The organism is Roseateles sp. SL47 (genome assembly GCF_026625885.1).
Classification (GTDB): Bacteria; Pseudomonadota; Gammaproteobacteria; order Burkholderiales; family Burkholderiaceae_C; genus Roseateles.
On the sequence record NZ_CP113068.1, the window covers coordinates 2,547,720 to 2,563,848 of the forward strand.

The following is a 16,129-nucleotide window of genomic DNA, read 5'->3' on the forward strand; positions in this document are numbered from 1 at the left end:
AGCAAGGCGCCACCAGCCAGGATGGGTATGTCGCCAGGGTTCATGCCAGAGCGTCCACCAGGCGTCGAGGCTGGCGGCGTCCAGGGGCTGGGGCGGCTGCATCTCAGGACTCCTGGGTGGGCCGGGGCATGGCGGCCCGCAAGGTCGCACGTCGATGCCACCACAACCAGCCCGAAGGCGCTCCCACACCGATGATCACAGCGGCGATGCCGATCAGCCATCCCTGCCACGAGCCGGAGGCTCGGGACGGCATGGCGTTGGCGCCAACGGTGGTGGAAGCCGCTGTTGACGTTGTGGCCGACGTGGATGTGGAAGGCGCGACCGAGGACAGGCCTGCGGCCGCCCGTGCCGCTTCGGCGCGGGCCGCACGCGTCTGGTCGCGCACCGCAAGCGCTTCGGAGGGGACAAACACCACCGCGATTTTTTCAGGGGTGTCGGCCAGGCCTGGAATGCTGGCCAACACCAGCTTTCGCACACGAGCCTCATAAGCCGTTGTGTCCCAGCCGGGCACATGCTTGATCAGCACTGAACAGGAACTGGGCAGCACCGGTTCGCCGGGCACCACTCGTTCCGGCAGCACCGGATGCACCCGCGCCAGCACCACCCCATCAATCTGGGATAGCGTGCTTTCCAGTTCCTGCGACAGCGCATAGAGAAAACGCGCACGCTCTTCGGTCGGCGTGGAAATCATGCCATCCTTCTTGAAGATGTCGCCCATCCGGGCGAAGGAGCTGTTGGGCAGGCCGACGGCATGCAGCAGCGCCACCGAACGGCTGAAGTCGGAACTCGGCACCGTGACCGAAAACAGCTGCTTGCCCTGGGCTGTTTTCTGAGCGTGGATGCCGTGGTCGCTTAATGCTGCGGTGATGTCATTCGCATCGCGTTCGCTCAGGCCGCCATACAGCTCCGCGCCGGATTCGCAGGCGGCCAGGGCCAGCGTCAGCACGGAGGCCAACAGCAGTGCGGGCCAGCGGTGGGACGTGAGGGGTTTCACTGCATCTTGACGATCTGGTCGATGCCACTCGTCGTTTTGGTCAGTACGGTGGCCATCACGTCCTGCCGCGCATTGGCGTCCTGCAGGCGGCCCAACACGGCCGGGATCTGGCTGGTGTCGCCGGAACTGACGACGCGGCGCATCTGGTTGGCGATGGATGCGCGTTCAGCCGCCATGTCCCGGGCAATGCCGGACACATCTGCCATGGCCTGGGAGAACGACTGCGCCCCGCCGCCGCCTGCGGAGGCGATGCGGTCCTGGGCGCTGGCGGCAAACGCCAGGCGAGCGGGGAAGTCCAGCGGATTCATGCGCTCAGCCCCAGTGCATAACGCACGTCGATGAGTGTCACTTCCTTGGCGGTATCCACCAGGCTTTGCATGAAGGGGCTGGTGATCGGGACGTGATCAAACCCGGCATCGATGGCCTTCGAGATTTCGTCGCCTTGCGCCACGCCATTGGCCATGCAGGATTTGTAGAGGGACATGGCACGTGCCATCACCGCCACGTCGTCCGGAGAGGCATCGGGGGAGGCGAGCGCCTGCACCGCCGCATCGGGCTCCAGGTCGCCGACACCTTCTTCCTGGGCGCGGCGCAACACGGCCGGCAGGTCGGCCTCTTGGGGAATGCTTTCCTGGGCAATGCGCATGACCTGCACCAGGCGGCCGATGGCCAGGTCCAGGGTGAGCCGTTCGGAATCCTGGGCTATGCAGTTCTGCTCGACGAAGTCAAGCCAGGTCGGCGCGGACACGGGTGCAGAGAAGGTCTCCGGGTGGCGGTCCATCATGGCGGCAATGCAGAGCCGCTTTTGCGCGCCAGGGTCGTCCGCCGCAGGGGTGCCCTCCTGCATGGGGAAGGGCTGCTCGGAGGTCGGCAGCGTGCGTTCAAGCTCGGTCAAAGTCATGGGAGGCTCCTGTGAACAGGGGCAGCGGGAACGCCGCTGGGGCGTTCCCGAGCAGGTTTAATAGAAGCGCGGGTACTGCGAGCCGAAACCGAAGCCGTAGCCGGGGTTGCCCATCATGTTGCCCATCAGGCCGAAGGCCATGGCGCCGCCCATGCTGGCCATCAGGCCTGACATCAGGCCGCTGCCGAAGCCTTGGGCGGACATGCTGCCGTGCATCGGGTTCATGGAGTGGTTGTCCAGGTGGTAGTGGACTTGGGTGGTGCTTCCAGACATGTTGTTTCCTGTTTAGAAATGAAGTGAAAAGGGGCGAGCCCTGTGTGAATCAGTTGCCCAGGTTGATCTTGCTGACGAGGCCGGCGTAGAAGCCGTTCTGCTCGACCTTCATGGAGGTCTTCTTGTTGTCCGCATCCATGTTCATTTTCTGGATGGCGGTCTGGGTGTTTTCGCGGCTGGTCGCCGCCGAAGCCACGTCCATTTGCTGCTGATTGATCGCGTTCTGGAAGTTGGACAGCTGTCCGCCGCCGCCGAATGCGCCTGTGATGCCTCCTGCCATAAGAGGAGCTCCTTGAAGTTGATGATTGGGGGTCAGTGCCAAGGGCGCGCGCCCTGCTGCCGGTCAGTGCCATGCGTTTCGTGGCAAGTTCGATGAATTCGGGCAGACCCGAGGAGAGCGGGCGTCTGATCCAGGGATAATCCGCGCGCTTTTTCCCCTCCCCAGTTAGTTCCCAAGGCCGACGCCATGCTTTTGACCCTGGTCATCCTTTACCTGCTTGTCACCATCGCCATCGGCCTGTGGGCCGCCAAGCGGGTGAAGAACACGGCCGATTTCGCGATCGCGGGGCGTCATCTGCCGCTGGTGATGATCATTACCACCACCTTCGCGACCTGGTTCGGCTCGGAAACGGTGCTGGGCATCCCCGCGAAATTTGTCCAGACCGGACTGAACGGCGTGGTGGAAGACCCCTTCGGGGCTGGCTCCTGCCTGATCCTGGTGGGGCTGTTTTTTGCCGCCAAGCTCTACCGCATGACCTTGCTGACCATCAGTGACTACTACCGCGAGCGTTACGGCCGCGTGGTGGAGGTGATCTGCAGCTTCATCATCATCCTGTCCTACCTGGGCTGGGTGTCCGCCCAGGTCACGGCCCTGGGCCTGGTGTTCAATCTGCTGTCCGGTGGTGCCATTTCCATCCCGGTCGGCATGGCCATCGGGACCGCGTCCATCCTGGCCTACACCCTGTTCGGGGGCATGTGGTCAGTGGCGGTGACCGACTTCATCCAGATGATCATCCTGGTGGTGGGCCTGTCCATCATTGCCTGGTTTGCGGCGGACAAGGCCGGTGGCGCTGACAAAGTGATCGCGCTGGCCACCAGCCAGGACATGTTCAAGTTCCTGCCGGAACCCAAGTTTCACGATGTGGTGTTCTTCATCGGTGCGGCCATCACCATGATGCTGGGTTCGATTCCGCAACAGGACGTCTTCCAGCGGGTGATGTCGGCCAAGGACGAGCATGCGGCCACCCGCGGACCGGTGATCGGGGGTATCTGCTACATCCTGTTCGCCTTCGTGCCGATGTTCATCGTGGTCAGCGCCTTGATCATCATGCCGGAGGAAGCCAAGCAGCTGATTGCCGAGGATCCGCAGAAGGTCATCCCCACGCTGGTCATCGAACGCATGCCGTTTGTGATGCAGGTGCTCTTTTTTGGTGCACTGCTGTCCGCGCTGAAGTCCACCGCCTCGGCCACGCTGCTGGCGCCGTCGGTGACCTTCGTGGAGAACATCTGGCGCCAGTTCTTCCCGCGTGTGTCCGACAAGCAGGAACTGCGCACCATGCGGATCGCCGTGCTGATCTTCTCGATCTGCGTCTGCGCCTATGCCGTGGCGCTGGAGGGCACGTCCATCTATGAAATGGTGTCCGCAGCCTATCAGGTGACGCTGGTGGGTGCCTTTGTGCCACTGGTGTTCGGGCTGTATTGGAAGCGCGCCACCACGCAAGGGGCCTTGTTCGCCATCGCCCTGGGCGTGGTGGCCTGGCTGCTGTTCCTGGTGACGCCAGCCGGCGAGGTGTTCCCGGCTCAGTTGGCGGGCTTCCTGGCGGCCGTGGTGGGCATGCTGCTGGGCTCGCTGGGGCCGCAGGCCATCCGCAACGTGCACGGATCGCACCACAAGCTCTGAGGCAAAACAGCCACGCCTTGGTGTGGACCGGCCCACGGCCCGAACCCCGCCCGGGGGGCGGGCCGTTGGTCCTCTATATAATTTCCCGTTTTTCACCCAGGCGACCATCATGCCGATTTACGCTTACCGTTGCGGCATCTGCGGCCACGCGAAGGACGTGCTGCAGAAGCTGTCCGATGCCCCCCTGCACACCTGCCCGGCCTGCGGCGCAGAAGCCTTCAGCAAGCAGGTGACTGCCGCCGGCTTCCAGCTCAAGGGCTCCGGCTGGTATGTAACCGACTTCCGCGGAGGCTCCGGCGGCACCAGCGCCCCGGCCAGCGCTGGCGGCGCCGGCGCTGCAGGAGACACTTCCAGCGGCAGCAGCAGTACCAGTACCAGTACCAGTACCAGTACCAGTACCAGTACCAGTGGCGAGAGTGGCGGCTCCTCCGCCAGCAGTGGCGGCGACACGTCCTCCGGGGGCGCCAGTGCCTCCTGCGGCGGCGGTTGCGCCTGCCACTGACCGGAAAGGCCGGACCCAGGCATGAGAAAATACATCATCACCGGCCTGCTGGTCTGGCTGCCCCTGGCGATCACCATCTGGGTGCTGTTGTGGGTGCTGGGCATCATCGACGGTGTCTTCGTCTGGCTGCTGTCAGCCGTCCAGGCGGTCTTGCCGGACTCTGCCCGGGCGTCCATCCGCGAGCTGCACAACATTCCCGGCCTGGGCGTGCTGGTGCTGGTCGCTGCGCTGATGCTCACCGGCATGTTCGTGGCCAACATGTTCGGCCAGTGGTGGTTCCGCCAGTGGGACCGCCTGCTGTTCAAGATCCCCATCGTCAAGAGCATCTACAGCTCGGTCAAGCAGGTCTCGGACACGCTGTTCTCCTCCAGCGGCAACGCTTTCCGTGAAGCCGTGCTGGTCCCTTACCCCCATCCCCAGTCCTGGACCATCGCCTTTGTGACCGGCAAGCCGGCCGGCGAGGTGGGGGACCAACTCGCCACGCTCAGCGGTGCCGCGTCGGAAGAGCATGTGAGCCTGTATGTGCCCACCACGCCCAACCCCACGTCGGGGTTCTTCCTGATGATGCCCCGTTCGCAGCTGCGGCCGCTGGCCATGAGCGTGGACGAAGCGCTTAAATACATCATCTCCATGGGGGTGGTGGCACCGGCCTCGGACGCCCTGTCCGCGCACCCGGCCAAGCAGCCCGCCGCCGCGGAGAGCGCCCGAAATTGACCGGGCTGAGCGCCCTGGCAAGCGCTCAGCCCTGAGGGTCCTTCCGACCCCGCCAGCGCCCATCAGACCCTTTTTTTGGGGCGCGCGCCTGTGTCAGCGTGCCCTGTAGACACCCGATTTCCGGAGAGTTCCATGCGTACCTGTTATGCCGGCCAAGTCAGCGAAAAGCTGCTGGACCAGACCGTGACCCTGATGGGCTGGGCCCATCGCCGCCGTGACCACGGCGGTGTGATCTTCATCGACCTGCGCGACCGTGAAGGCCTGGTGCAGATCGTCTGCGACCCCGACCGCCCTGACATGTTCAAGGTGGCTGAAGGCGTTCGCAACGAATACTGCCTGAAGCTGGTCGGCAAGGTCCGTGCACGGCCCGCCGGCACGGAAAACAGCAACCTGGTCAGCGGCAAGGTGGAAGTGCTGTGCCATGAGCTGGAAGTGCTGAACCCGTCGGTGACGCCGCCGTTCCCGCTGGATGACGAGAACATCTCCGAAACCACCCGCCTGACGCACCGCGTGCTGGACCTGCGCCGTCCGTACATGCAGAACAACCTGATGCTGCGCTACCGCGTGGCGATGGAAGCGCGCAAGTTCCTGGACGAGCACGGCTTTGTGGACATCGAAACCCCGATGCTCACCAAGAGTACGCCCGAAGGCGCACGGGACTACCTCGTTCCGTCCCGCGTGCATGACGGCATGTTCTTCGCGCTGCCGCAGTCGCCCCAGCTGTTCAAGCAACTGCTGATGGTTGCCGGTTTCGACCGCTACTACCAGATCACCAAGTGCTTCCGCGACGAAGACCTGCGTGCGGATCGTCAGCCCGAATTCACCCAGATCGATATCGAAACCAGCTTCCTCACCGAGGAAGAAATCCGCGCGATGTTCGAAGGCATGATCCGTCATGTCTTCCGCAAGGCCCTGGATGTGGAGCTGGGCGACTATCCGGTGATGAAGTACGCCGAAGCCATGTACCGCTTCGGTTCGGACAAGCCCGACCTGCGCGTCAAGCTGGAGTTCACCGAACTGACCGACGTGATGGGCGATGTGGACTTCAAGGTCTTCTCCGGCCCCGCCACGACGCCAGGGGGCCGTGTGGTGGCCCTGCGCGTGCCGGGCGGTGCCCAACTGAGCCGCGGGGAAATCGACAGCTACACCGAGTTCGTCAAGATCTACGGTGCCAAGGGCCTGGCCTGGATCAAGGTCAATGAGCTGGCCAAGGGCCGTGAAGGCCTGCAGTCGCCCATCGTCAAGAACCTGCACGACAAGGCCGTGGCCGACATCCTGGCCCGCACCGGCGCTCAGGATGGTGACCTGATCTTCTTCGGTGCCGACAAGGCCAAGGTGGTCAACGACGCCATCGGCGCCCTGCGCCTGAAGGTGGGCCACAGCGAATTCGGCAAGACCAACGGTCTGTTCGAAGACCGCTGGGCACCGCTGTGGGTGGTGGACTTCCCGATGTTCGAGCAGGACGAGGAAAACAAGCGCTGGGCCGCCGTGCACCATCCGTTCACGGCCCCCAAGGACGGCCATGAGGACCTGATGGCCACCGACCCCGGCGCCTGCATCGCCAAGGCCTACGACATGGTGCTCAACGGCTGGGAACTCGGCGGCGGTTCGGTGCGGATCCACCGTGCTGACGTGCAGGCCAAGGTCTTCGAGGCGCTCAACATCAGCCCGGAAGAGCAGCGCGTGAAGTTCGGCTTCCTGCTGGATGCCCTGCAGTACGGCGCCCCCCCGCACGGGGGTCTGGCCTTCGGCCTGGACCGTCTGGTGACGCTGATGACCAAGGCGGAATCCATCCGCGACGTCATTGCCTTCCCCAAGACCCAGCGTGCGCAGTGCCTGCTGACCGGTGCCCCGTCGTTTGTGGATGAAAAGCAGCTGCGCGAGCTGCACATCCGCCTGCGCAACCCGGCCGCTGCGGCCGAATAAGCCGCGCGGCAGGCCTGCATGTCCGGTGTCCTCCGCCCGGCCGACCGCTGGGAGCGGCTGCTGATGCGCCGTCCGGCGCGGGTGCTTCCGGTGCTGGAACGGGTGGTGGCGGCCGAGCCGGCGCCACCGGCACAGGCCCTGCTGGGCCTGTTTTTCATTCTGGAACGGTGGGGCCGCGGCCCCGAGCTGCAGCACGCACTGGAAGCCGCCCTGGAGCGGGCCCTCGGTCCGTCCAGCGCCGCCTCGCGGGAAGAGGCGGCCGAGCTGAGCGAAGCGCTGGGCCGCTTGCACTACCAGCGTGGCGATTACGTCCAGGCCTGCAATGCCTGGAGCCAGACGCTGGCCCTCACACGCAACGACACCCGCTGGGCCTGTCTGGCCCGCATCGGTCTGGCGCACCTGTGTTTTGCCCTGGGCGACTGGGCCCGTGGCGGGCGGGTGCTGGACCAGGCGGAGAGCCACTATCCGAGGCTGGCCGGTGACGCCTATCTGCGGGCCAAGATCGGCTTGAACCGGGCTGCATCCCGCCGGGCCACTGTGGGCCCGCAGGCCGCCATCCCGCTGCTGGACCAGGCCCAGGCGGCCGCACGTGAGGCCGGGCATCGGGACTACGAAGCGGAAACCCTCTGGCACCGCGCCCGCGGCGCCCGTGACAGTGGCGACCCGGCGCAGGCCTTGTCCCTGGTGCGTCAGGCGCTGTTAATGGCACGTCGATGCGATTACCGCTGGCTTCAGGCCCAATGCCTGCTGTTGCTGAGCGATCTGCAGGACGAGGACGCGCTGGCGCCGGCTGAAGAGGCGCTGACGCTGGGCGAAGCGCTCCAGTCCCGTGCCGTGCAGGCGGCGGCACACGGCCGGCTGAGCCAGCTGATGGCGGAGCGGGGGGCCCTCGGACCCAGCTGGCACCACCAGCAGCAACGCCAGCGGCTGGAGGCGATGCTGGGCCAGGCGGCGCAGTCCACCCTGCCGGCGCAATTGGAGCAACTGGCCCGCTTCGACAACGCGCCTGTCGCTTCGACCTCGCAGGACGATCTGCTGGCCGAAGCCGCCCGCGAGGCGGCGGCGTTGCGCGATGCGCTGGCAGCACTGGCGCAAGGGCAGGGCTCCGGCGCGGACCTGCAGACCGAACTGCGCCGCTGGGCCACCGCCGCCGCACAGCTCGCGCAGCGGCTGTCCCGCCCCTGACCACGGTTTACAGCGTTGTTGTCCCGTACTGGGTGATGATCGTGATCGGGTCGGTGGCATGCGCAGATCCCAGCAGGATCGTCAGCTCCGCATCACGGAAATGCCCCTGTCCGTCCTGATCCACCAGCACGGACACCTGGGCGTTGCCATCCACCTGTTTGAGCAAGTAGAGGTCGGTGTCGCCGGCCGTCATCCTTCGTAGCAGCGCACTCAGATCGAGGCGGTCCCCCTGGGCGTCGCTGAAGTCCTGCACGGTGTCCACGCCTCGCTGGTTGTCTCGCCAGGTAAAAGTGTCAGCACCGCCACCGCCCAGCATCACATCATTGTGGGCGGTACTGAACAACACATCGTCGCCATGCTGCCCCAGCACCACTGACTGCTGTCGCTGGGCGTTGTAAGCGATGCGCTCACCATTGAGCACAACGGCGTCCCCCTCCCCCATGATCACCGTCAGCGGTCCACTGCCGTTCGCGGCGAGCGTGGTGGCGTCCAGCGTCAAGGTATTGGCCTGTCCGTTGTCCATCCACACCTGCCCGATGCCTTTCACCCCACCGCTCATCTGCGCAAAGTTCAGATCCACAGTGCCTGACAGATACAAGGTGTCATGCCCGGCCATGCCGTCGATCCTGCGAATGGTGGTTTCCCCGGAATAGGTCAGTACATCGTTATTGGCCGTTCCCAACAGGGACTGCAAGTCCGGCGCAGAGTTGTCGGTGGCGAGATAGACCATGAATTCGTTGTAGATCACCTGCTGGTAATAACTGCTGGTTGTGGAGTGCCGAGCCAGTTGCCATTGCGCGCTGGTCGGAAACGATGCGGACAAGGTGGCATCCGACGCGACATTGATGCCGTTTTCATAAATGGCCTGGGCGCTGTCCGTGAAATTGCGCTCGGCGGTTCCTGCGCTCTCATTGCCGGAATGAGCCTCGAAGACAATGTCATTGGCCATGCCCAACAGCGCACTGTTGCCGTTGCTGACCGGACGGCTGAGCCGGCCCACCGACTGGTTGTTGACGTCGAACACATACCCTCGGTTGGCTTCCGGATAGTGCGCACTGAGCCGCCCCCAGGTCTCGACCCCCAGGTTGAAGAGCGACCCATTGCGGCTGCCTTCCGATTGAACCTTCGAGTAGAGCAGCGCACTGGTCCAGGCGGTGCCTGCAACACCGTTGGCGACCATGAAGTCATTGGCAGCGCCGTTGCGGGTGTTGAAGCTGATGCCCGGCGACCCATCCGCGCGGGTGACAAGCGCCCCACCATCCACAATCACCCCTTGCTTGTCGGGGTCGGTCTGCGTCATGTCTCGTTCATGACCGGACTGGTCATACCACGTCGTGACAAAGCCGGTGTCGGTGCTGCCTCGCCCCACGAAGTTCAGCAGGGCGGTGGTGTCCAGGTTGCCGTTGGCATCAAAGCCGATGTCCTGTTCCTGGTGGTCTGATGAGCGCCGAACCCGGATGGCTGCGGTGTTCAGATTGGGGTTGAGATTGCGCATGCTGTAGGTCGCCTGCATCAGACCCACATCGATCTCATACAGCGTGCCGATGCCGAGGCCATCACCAATCTGGCCGCCACTGGGTTCCTCCAGGTTGACGAGCAGGCGCTCATTCACCTCCCGGTAAAAGTCACCGGAAACCGTGAATCGAACCAGCTTTTCGCTCTCGCCAGGGGCGAATGCCACCCGGCCCGAGACGGCACCGCTGAAATCGCTGTCGGAGGCCAGGCCGTTGGCGTCACTCCTGGCGGAGCTGCGCGTCAGGTCCAGCGACCATCCCACGCTGCCGTCCGATTGAAGATCACCACTGCGAGAGACCATGAACACCAGCTCGCGGGTGCCTGCATTGCCTTCCACCACATGGGCGTCGGACAGGTTGAAGACCGACGCGATGGCCGTGCTGCTGTCCTCCCGCACGGTGGCGTTGCCAGCGATGTCGAAAGTGGTGACCCGCGCATGAACCGTGTCACCGTGAAGGAAGGGGCGGAACTCCCCGACCGCAGGCCAGTCAACGGCGGTATCCACCCGCCACTGCCCGCTGGCGTCCGACCAGGTTTCATAACGCAGCTCATAGCCATTGGAGAGGTCGCCGTCGGTGTCGATGTCCACCAGCACCCGTTCATCGGCATCGGACACACCCGACAGCACGGGCGACAGCGCCACGGAGTCGCCCAGACCGAAACTGCTGGCCGGCGGCCGCGTGTCCACGGTGATGGAGAGCGGGGGAGACACCTGGCGGGTGGTCGTGTCCAGTGCCAGGAACTGATGCACGCCGTCCGCCAGGGTCATGGTGGGCAATTGGAAGTCCCACCGGCCGTTGGCATCACACACCACGGTGCCCAGCAGTTCTGCGTTGTCGGGCACTCCATCCCTGTTCAGGTCCAGATGGATGGCCAGCGTGGCGCCTGGATTCCCGGCGCCGCGCAAGCGCAAGGGCGCGTTGTCCGATCCGTCACGTTGCGTCACGCCGTCGTTGCGATAGCTGCCTGTATCCGCGTCGTTCGCCAGGAAGAGGTAGGGGGTGCCGACCGGCATCACCGACAGCTCGGAGACGGACGCCTGGGTGATGGTATTGCCCGCCAGGTCGCTGGCTGTGACCGCCACTTGGCGCAGGCCAGGAAGGACGTTCGCATCACCTTCATAACGCAGACGCTGCAGCAGCAGCGACACCTCGGCGTCGGTCAGCGGCGTATCGGCGGTGATGACCAGCGTGGGCCGGGTGGCACTGTCGCTCAGTTGCAGCGTGATGGTGCGCCCTGCCAGCAGCGTGCGGTCGATCAGGACGCCACCCAGACCCAGCACCAGGGCATTGATGGTGCCGTCACTGTCGTCCTCATCCGCCAGGCCGATGCGTTCCTGCCGCCCCGGTGCGGTGCTGAAAGCGTCGGCCAGCGAAGACGAAAATTCCACCATCAGTTGGGTGATGGGGCTGGCATCCAGGAGGCGAGCCGTCGCCGGATTAAAAACCGGCAGCATCCAGGAAATTCCGGCCACTGTGTAGGTGGTGTGATCCAGACCGGCGGCCTGGCCATTGAGGTCTGCCACGGGGGCGGTCTGATCCAGCAGCACCTGGCCAATCGCCCGGCCGTTATTGCCGACCTGATCGGTCAGCATCACGGTGAACCGGCGTTCGCCCTGGATGGGGAATGCCTCGAGATTCTGCAGATGCAGCGAGGCCAGCAGTTGCTGAACGTCCTGCGGGGTGGCGGCGGTACCGTCGCTGCGGCTGAGCGTATAGCGGGTGGACGTGAGGGTGACCGTCCACCAGACCTCACCGACCTGCACCACTCCCCCATCCACCAGCACTGTGTGGCCGTTCGGGCTTTCACTGGTGAGTTGGTCCTGCAAACTGATGCCGCCGCCGTTGCCCACCAGTGTGACGCGCTCAAAGCGGGCCTGTGGGTTGGTGTGGGTCACCTGCAGGTCGGTCGCGAAGAGTCGCACGGGTGCCTGAAGGCTGTTCACAAAGCTCAGTTCATCCACCCCGTCCACGCGACCGTTCAGATCCAGCAGCGGGACGCGGTTGTCCACGGTGATGCGAACGGTGGCGGGCGCGCCGACATTGCCGGCCATGTCTTGTCCGTAGATGGAGAACACACGCTCGCCTGCGGGCGGAATCGGACTTCCATTGCGGAACCGGAGTGCGTTCGTCAAGGCACTGGCTTCCAGTCCGGTCAGCCCGCTGCCGTCGGATTTTCGGATCGTCAGCAGCCCACGAGCGAGATCGAACTGGTAGTCCAGACCGGTCACGCCCGCCAGAGTGGCCTGAGTTCCGGTCAGGTCGCGGTCCAGGCGGAGCGTTCGGTCCAGGCTCACCTCGTCCTGCGCATCCAGACCGCTGTCGAGACGGACAAACAGGGTATGCAGTTCCTCATGGGTCAGCCCGCCCGTGGTGGCGGTCAGCGGGGTGCCCTGCTGCGTGGCGGCAATGCCCAGGGTGGTGGTGCGGCTGTCCTGCACACCGGCCGCCGCGTCCAGGTCCATGATGGGAGCGTCCAGCAGCAAGGTGAAGGTCAGCACGCCGGGCTCGCTGATGTTGCCTGCGGCATCGGTCTGTACGACCCGGAGCGTGAAGTCCCCCGACGCCGGAAACACGCTGTGGTCCAGTTCGCTGCCCTGGCCTTCGGACCAGGTCTGTCCGTCATCCATCGAGTAATGCCAGGTGGCGCCCGGCATCAGGCCGCCAACGGAGACGGTCCCGTTGCGCGTGATGGCGTCATTGTCCGAGGCGCCAGTGTCCTCGGTGAGCGCCAGGGTCGGCGCCGGCATCTGGCTGCTCCGCTCAAAGTGGATCGACTCCACCGCACTGATGTTGCCCGCCGCATCGGTCTGCCGAACCTCGATCGCCACGGCGCCCTCGGACAACAGGGTGTCGTCGATGGTGCTCCCCGTGCCAGCACGCCACGCACTGCCATTGAGGCGGTATTCCCATTGGGCCCCGGCCTCCAGCCCCATGACCAGCACGGTACCGTCGCGTGTCACGAGGTCGGAATCGCTGATGCCGGTGTCATGGGCGAGCGCCAACGTGACTGGAGCCGCCACCGTGTCCCGATGCAGGTTGAATTCGCTGATGCTGCTGATGTTGCCGGCCGCATCGGTCTGTCGAACCTCCACGCGGACAGGGCCATCGGCGGGCATGACCACGTCATTGATCTCACGGCCATGGCCGGTGACCCAGGGGCCTCCGTTGATGCGGTAGTCCCAATGGGCACCCGCTTCCAACCCGCCCACGGAGAGCGTGGCATCGGCGGTCAGGTGGTCGGTGGCGCTGGTGCCGGTGTCGTTGACCAGGGTGAGGGTCGGCGCTGGGCCGGCCTGGGTGTCCAGGTGCAGCAGGAAGGGCAGGGTGTCGATGTCATGCCCGCCGATGTCGGCCTGCCTCACGACGACCTCATACATGCCGTCGGCCGGAAATGCGCTGGCGTCGATGGTCTGTCCCTGGCCCTCCGCCCAGGTCTGCCCGTTATCCAGGCTGTAGAACCACGGACGGGTGTTGTCCAGTCCGGTCAGGATCAAGGTGGCGTCCTGGGTCTGGCGGTCATGGTCCGACACGCCGGTGTCGTTGCGGAGCTGGAGGCTGACGGGCGAGGTGCTGCCGTTCAAAGAGTCCAGCAGCAAAAACTCGAAACGGGCGACCAGGCTAGTGTTGCCCGCCACATCCCGCTGCTGGGCCTCCACCGTCTGCGGCCCGGTGCCGGAAAACGCGTCCGCAGGAATTTCCTCCCCCACGCCGGTGATCCAGTCGCCGCCGTTGATCCGGTAGAACCATGATGCGCCGGGTTCCAGGCCGCTCACGCGGAGGGTGGGGTCCTGGGTGAGCAGGTCCTGATCGGAGCTGCCGGTGTCGTGCTGGAGGGTGAGCGACAGATCGGCGATGTCCCGGTCCACGGTCAGGTTGATCGCCGCCAGCGGACTGACGTTGCCGGCCAGATCCGTCTGCCGTACCTCGACGGTATGGAACCCCTCGGGAATCGCCGAGGACGGGATCATCTGGCCGATCCCCGGTATCCAGGCACCGCCGTCAATGCGGTACTCCCAGTCTGCATCGGCCTCCAGGCCGGAGACGGCCAGGCGTGCGTCCTGCGTGATGGCGTCGTGGGCGGACACGCCGGTGTCGTGTGCCAGCGTCAGCACGGGCACATCGCCTTGGCGGTCCAGCACCAGCGCAAAGTGAGCGATGGCGCTGACATTCCCGGCGGCATCGGTCTGACGGATGAGTACTTCATGAGCACCATCGGCGCTGAACACGCTGCCGGGAATCTCCGCCCCGGTGCCCGATTGCCAGGTGCTGCCGCCGTCCAGGCTGTAGACCCAGGTCGCGTTGTGTTCCAGCTGGCCCACCTGCAGGGATGCATCCTGGGTGACGTGATCGTTCCAGGACTTGCCGGTGTCCTCCGTCAAGTGGAGCGTGGGCGGCAGCACGAAGGTGTCGATGGTGAGCGCGTCGGTGTTGGCCGTCGGCGCACTGATCTGCCCCAGGACATCCACCTGCCGGACCACCAGCCGACCGGCCCGATACACCCCGTCCGGCAGGGCCAGACGGTCGCCAGAGGCCGATTGCCAGTGAAGCCCCCCATCGGTGGACCACTGCACGTGCGCCCCCGATTCCAGGCCGGAGACCGTCACTTCATGGCGATGCACCGTCCAGGCCGGTGCATCGGGGGGACCGTCATACGTGATCTCGCGTGCGGAGGTCGGCTGAAGGCTGCCATCCCCGCGTTGGATGTCTGCGGTCCAAAGCCGCAGCCCATCGCCCTGTCCCAGGCTGCGGCCGGCGACGGGCACTTCCAGATGGGATGTGTCCTGCAGGACGGTGACGGTGAGGTCGTCGCGGGTTACGCCGTTCTGATGAAACACCACACGATCACCCGTCCGGAAGTTGCCGGTCAATGTCAGCGTGAAGCTTTGCAGGCTGTTGACGTCCGACTGTCGTTGGCTGCCCAGGTAGACCGCATGGTCGGTCCATTCTCTCGCCAGCACTTCGGCGGCGGGCCCGTCCATGCAACTGCTGGCGCAGGACTCCAGACCGTCCAGCAACAGGGCTGTGGCTCGGTCCCAGGCTGCGGGCGAGGCGACCTGTCCCGCCTGCGGCCAGGCCTCGCGGAGCACGTCCAGCAGTTGCGCAGGGGTGAGGTCGGCCAGGTCGGCGGTGGCCTCCAGCAAGGCCAGCACGCGGCCGTGCAGGTCGGGGGCGTCCGACGGCCGGCCCTGGGCGTCCTGAAGCAGTGCGGGGGGCTGCAGAAGGTCTTGGAGGCCGAACCAGTCGGCGACGGCTTGCTGCGCCCGTGTGATGTCGTCAGCAGTGGGTGCGGTGGATTCCACCAGCATGGCGGCCAGGGTGGTCAACGGCGTCACGGCGACTGTCAGATCCTGGTGCGGCGGGATCGTCACCAGCGCCATCAGGCGTTCGGAACCAGCCGTGGCCGATGGGTCGCCGGGGGGCTGGCGGTCCTGATGGTCCGACGACGAAATGTCGGCTGTGTTCACCAGCACCATCATCGGCCCGTCAAAGCCTTTCAGGGGCAGGCGGAGACTGCCGTCCGGCGACAGGATGTGAGGGCCGGACAGGGGGGTGCCATCGGGGTGGAGGAGGGTGACCGTGAGCGGTGATCCAGACGCGAGGATGCCGCCTTTGCCGCGGGCGACCTGGAGGGTGAGGAGGGGATCGGGGGAGGGATCCGACGGTGTGTCGGGGGCTTGGGGGTGAGCGGTGTCAGCGCCAGCGTGGCCGCTGTCGGCGGCTTCGCTGCCGGTGTGGCCGCTGTCACTGCTGTGGTCAGAGCCAGCGGCCGTATCGGCTGGCACACCGCTATCGTTCTCGGCACCCGCACCCGCACCCGCACCCGCACCCGCACCAGTGCCCGTGCCCGTGCCCGTGCCCGTGTCAGAGCCAGAGCCAGTGCCAGTGCCAGTGCCAGTGCCAGTGCCACCACCACCAACGCCTATGGCAAGCAGCGGCAGGGCCAGGCCACCCAGGAGCAGACCGTCACTGGTTCCAGCGGTTCCCGCCGTCGCAGCGGACGTGGCGTTCTCCATGCGAAGCGCCGGGAGCTCATCGGAGTCCTCGGAGGGGCTGGAGGCCTCACTGGCAGCGACCGCCGTCGCTGACGGCGTTGATGGCGAGTCCAGACTCCCCGACCCATCACCGGAATGCCTGGCGTCCTTGTGATCGCCTTGGACATCTTCCGCAGTGCCGCTGTCTGGGTCTTCCTCGAATGCCAGGCCCCATCGAGCGCGTG

At 65.4% G+C, this 16,129-nt stretch carries 11 protein-coding genes; 5 read left to right on the forward strand and 6 right to left on the reverse strand.

The features are described from left to right. Window positions 1-103: 103 nt before the first annotated feature. From sctJ to OU995_RS11015, 5 genes are read right to left on the reverse strand one after another with little or no spacing between them, the layout of a single operon-like run. Window positions 104-994 (reverse strand): type III secretion system inner membrane ring lipoprotein SctJ, encoded by an 891-nt coding sequence (gene sctJ / locus OU995_RS10995; protein WP_267835580.1) that lies wholly within the window; start codon window positions 992-994, stop codon window positions 104-106. Further along, entirely contained in the window at window positions 991-1,302 is a 312-nt protein-coding gene (locus OU995_RS11000; RefSeq protein ID WP_267835581.1) for a hypothetical protein, read from the reverse strand. The genes sctJ and OU995_RS11000 overlap by 4 nt, the downstream gene beginning before the upstream one ends. Then, window positions 1,299-1,895, reverse strand: coding sequence for a hypothetical protein (locus OU995_RS11005; RefSeq protein ID WP_267835582.1), 597 nt, complete (start codon window positions 1,893-1,895; stop codon window positions 1,299-1,301). Before OU995_RS11005 ends, OU995_RS11000 begins: the two co-directional genes overlap by 4 nt. Before the next feature lie 57 nt (window positions 1,896-1,952). Next, window positions 1,953-2,168: a hypothetical protein gene (locus OU995_RS11010; RefSeq protein WP_267835584.1), complete on the reverse strand. Its 216-nt coding sequence runs from the start codon at window positions 2,166-2,168 to the stop codon at window positions 1,953-1,955. 49 nt (window positions 2,169-2,217) lie between these two features. Further along, window positions 2,218-2,490 (reverse strand): hypothetical protein, encoded by a 273-nt coding sequence (locus OU995_RS11015; RefSeq protein WP_267835585.1) that lies wholly within the window; start codon window positions 2,488-2,490, stop codon window positions 2,218-2,220. A gap of 144 nt (window positions 2,491-2,634) precedes the next feature. Here OU995_RS11015 and OU995_RS11020 point away from each other — a divergent pair, with 144 nt between their 5' ends. The 5 genes from OU995_RS11020 to OU995_RS11040 all read left to right on the forward strand — a co-directional run bounded on the left by OU995_RS11020 (window position 2,635) and on the right by OU995_RS11040 (window position 8,395). Then, window positions 2,635-4,068 (forward strand): sodium:solute symporter family protein, encoded by a 1,434-nt coding sequence (locus OU995_RS11020; RefSeq protein WP_267835586.1) that lies wholly within the window; start codon window positions 2,635-2,637, stop codon window positions 4,066-4,068. 109 nt (window positions 4,069-4,177) lie between these two features. Continuing rightward, the gene (locus OU995_RS11025; RefSeq protein WP_267835587.1) at window positions 4,178-4,570 is read left to right on the forward strand and encodes an FmdB family zinc ribbon protein; all 393 of its coding nucleotides are present in this window, start codon (window positions 4,178-4,180) and stop codon (window positions 4,568-4,570) included. A gap of 21 nt (window positions 4,571-4,591) precedes the next feature. Then, a complete protein-coding gene (locus OU995_RS11030; protein WP_267835588.1) occupies window positions 4,592-5,284 on the forward strand; it encodes a DUF502 domain-containing protein in 693 nt (230 codons plus the stop codon). Between the two features lie 132 nt (window positions 5,285-5,416). Then, on the forward strand, window positions 5,417-7,210 hold the full coding sequence (gene aspS / locus OU995_RS11035; RefSeq protein ID WP_267835589.1) for an aspartate--tRNA ligase: 1,794 nt from the start codon (window positions 5,417-5,419) through the stop codon (window positions 7,208-7,210). Between the two features lie 18 nt (window positions 7,211-7,228). After that, window positions 7,229-8,395: a hypothetical protein gene (locus OU995_RS11040; RefSeq protein WP_267835590.1), complete on the forward strand. Its 1,167-nt coding sequence runs from the start codon at window positions 7,229-7,231 to the stop codon at window positions 8,393-8,395. Between the two features lie 7 nt (window positions 8,396-8,402). Here OU995_RS11040 and OU995_RS11045 read toward each other — a convergent pair whose 3' ends face one another. After that, on the reverse strand, window positions 8,403-15,926 hold the full coding sequence (locus tag OU995_RS11045) for an Ig-like domain-containing protein (protein WP_267835591.1): 7,524 nt from the start codon (window positions 15,924-15,926) through the stop codon (window positions 8,403-8,405). Between the last annotated feature and the right edge of the window lie 203 nt (window positions 15,927-16,129).

Excerpts from the sequence above, each read along its gene's own strand:
- OU995_RS11000 (WP_267835581.1), bottom strand. The coding sequence starts at position 1,302 with ATGAATCCGCTGGACTTCCCCGCTCGCCTGGCGTTTGCCGCCAGCGCC.
- OU995_RS11005 (WP_267835582.1), bottom strand. The coding sequence starts at position 1,895 with ATGACTTTGACCGAGCTTGAACGCACGCTGCCGACCTCCGAGCAGCCC.
- OU995_RS11010 (WP_267835584.1), bottom strand. The coding sequence starts at position 2,168 with ATGTCTGGAAGCACCACCCAAGTCCACTACCACCTGGACAACCACTCC.
- OU995_RS11020 (WP_267835586.1), top strand. The coding sequence starts at position 2,635 with ATGCTTTTGACCCTGGTCATCCTTTACCTGCTTGTCACCATCGCCATC.
- OU995_RS11025 (WP_267835587.1), top strand. The coding sequence starts at position 4,178 with ATGCCGATTTACGCTTACCGTTGCGGCATCTGCGGCCACGCGAAGGAC.
- OU995_RS11030 (WP_267835588.1), top strand. The coding sequence starts at position 4,592 with ATGAGAAAATACATCATCACCGGCCTGCTGGTCTGGCTGCCCCTGGCG.
- aspS (WP_267835589.1), top strand. The coding sequence starts at position 5,417 with ATGCGTACCTGTTATGCCGGCCAAGTCAGCGAAAAGCTGCTGGACCAG.
- OU995_RS11040 (WP_267835590.1), top strand. The coding sequence starts at position 7,229 with ATGTCCGGTGTCCTCCGCCCGGCCGACCGCTGGGAGCGGCTGCTGATG.
- OU995_RS11045 (WP_267835591.1), bottom strand. The coding sequence starts at position 15,926 with ATGGAGAACGCCACGTCCGCTGCGACGGCGGGAACCGCTGGAACCAGT.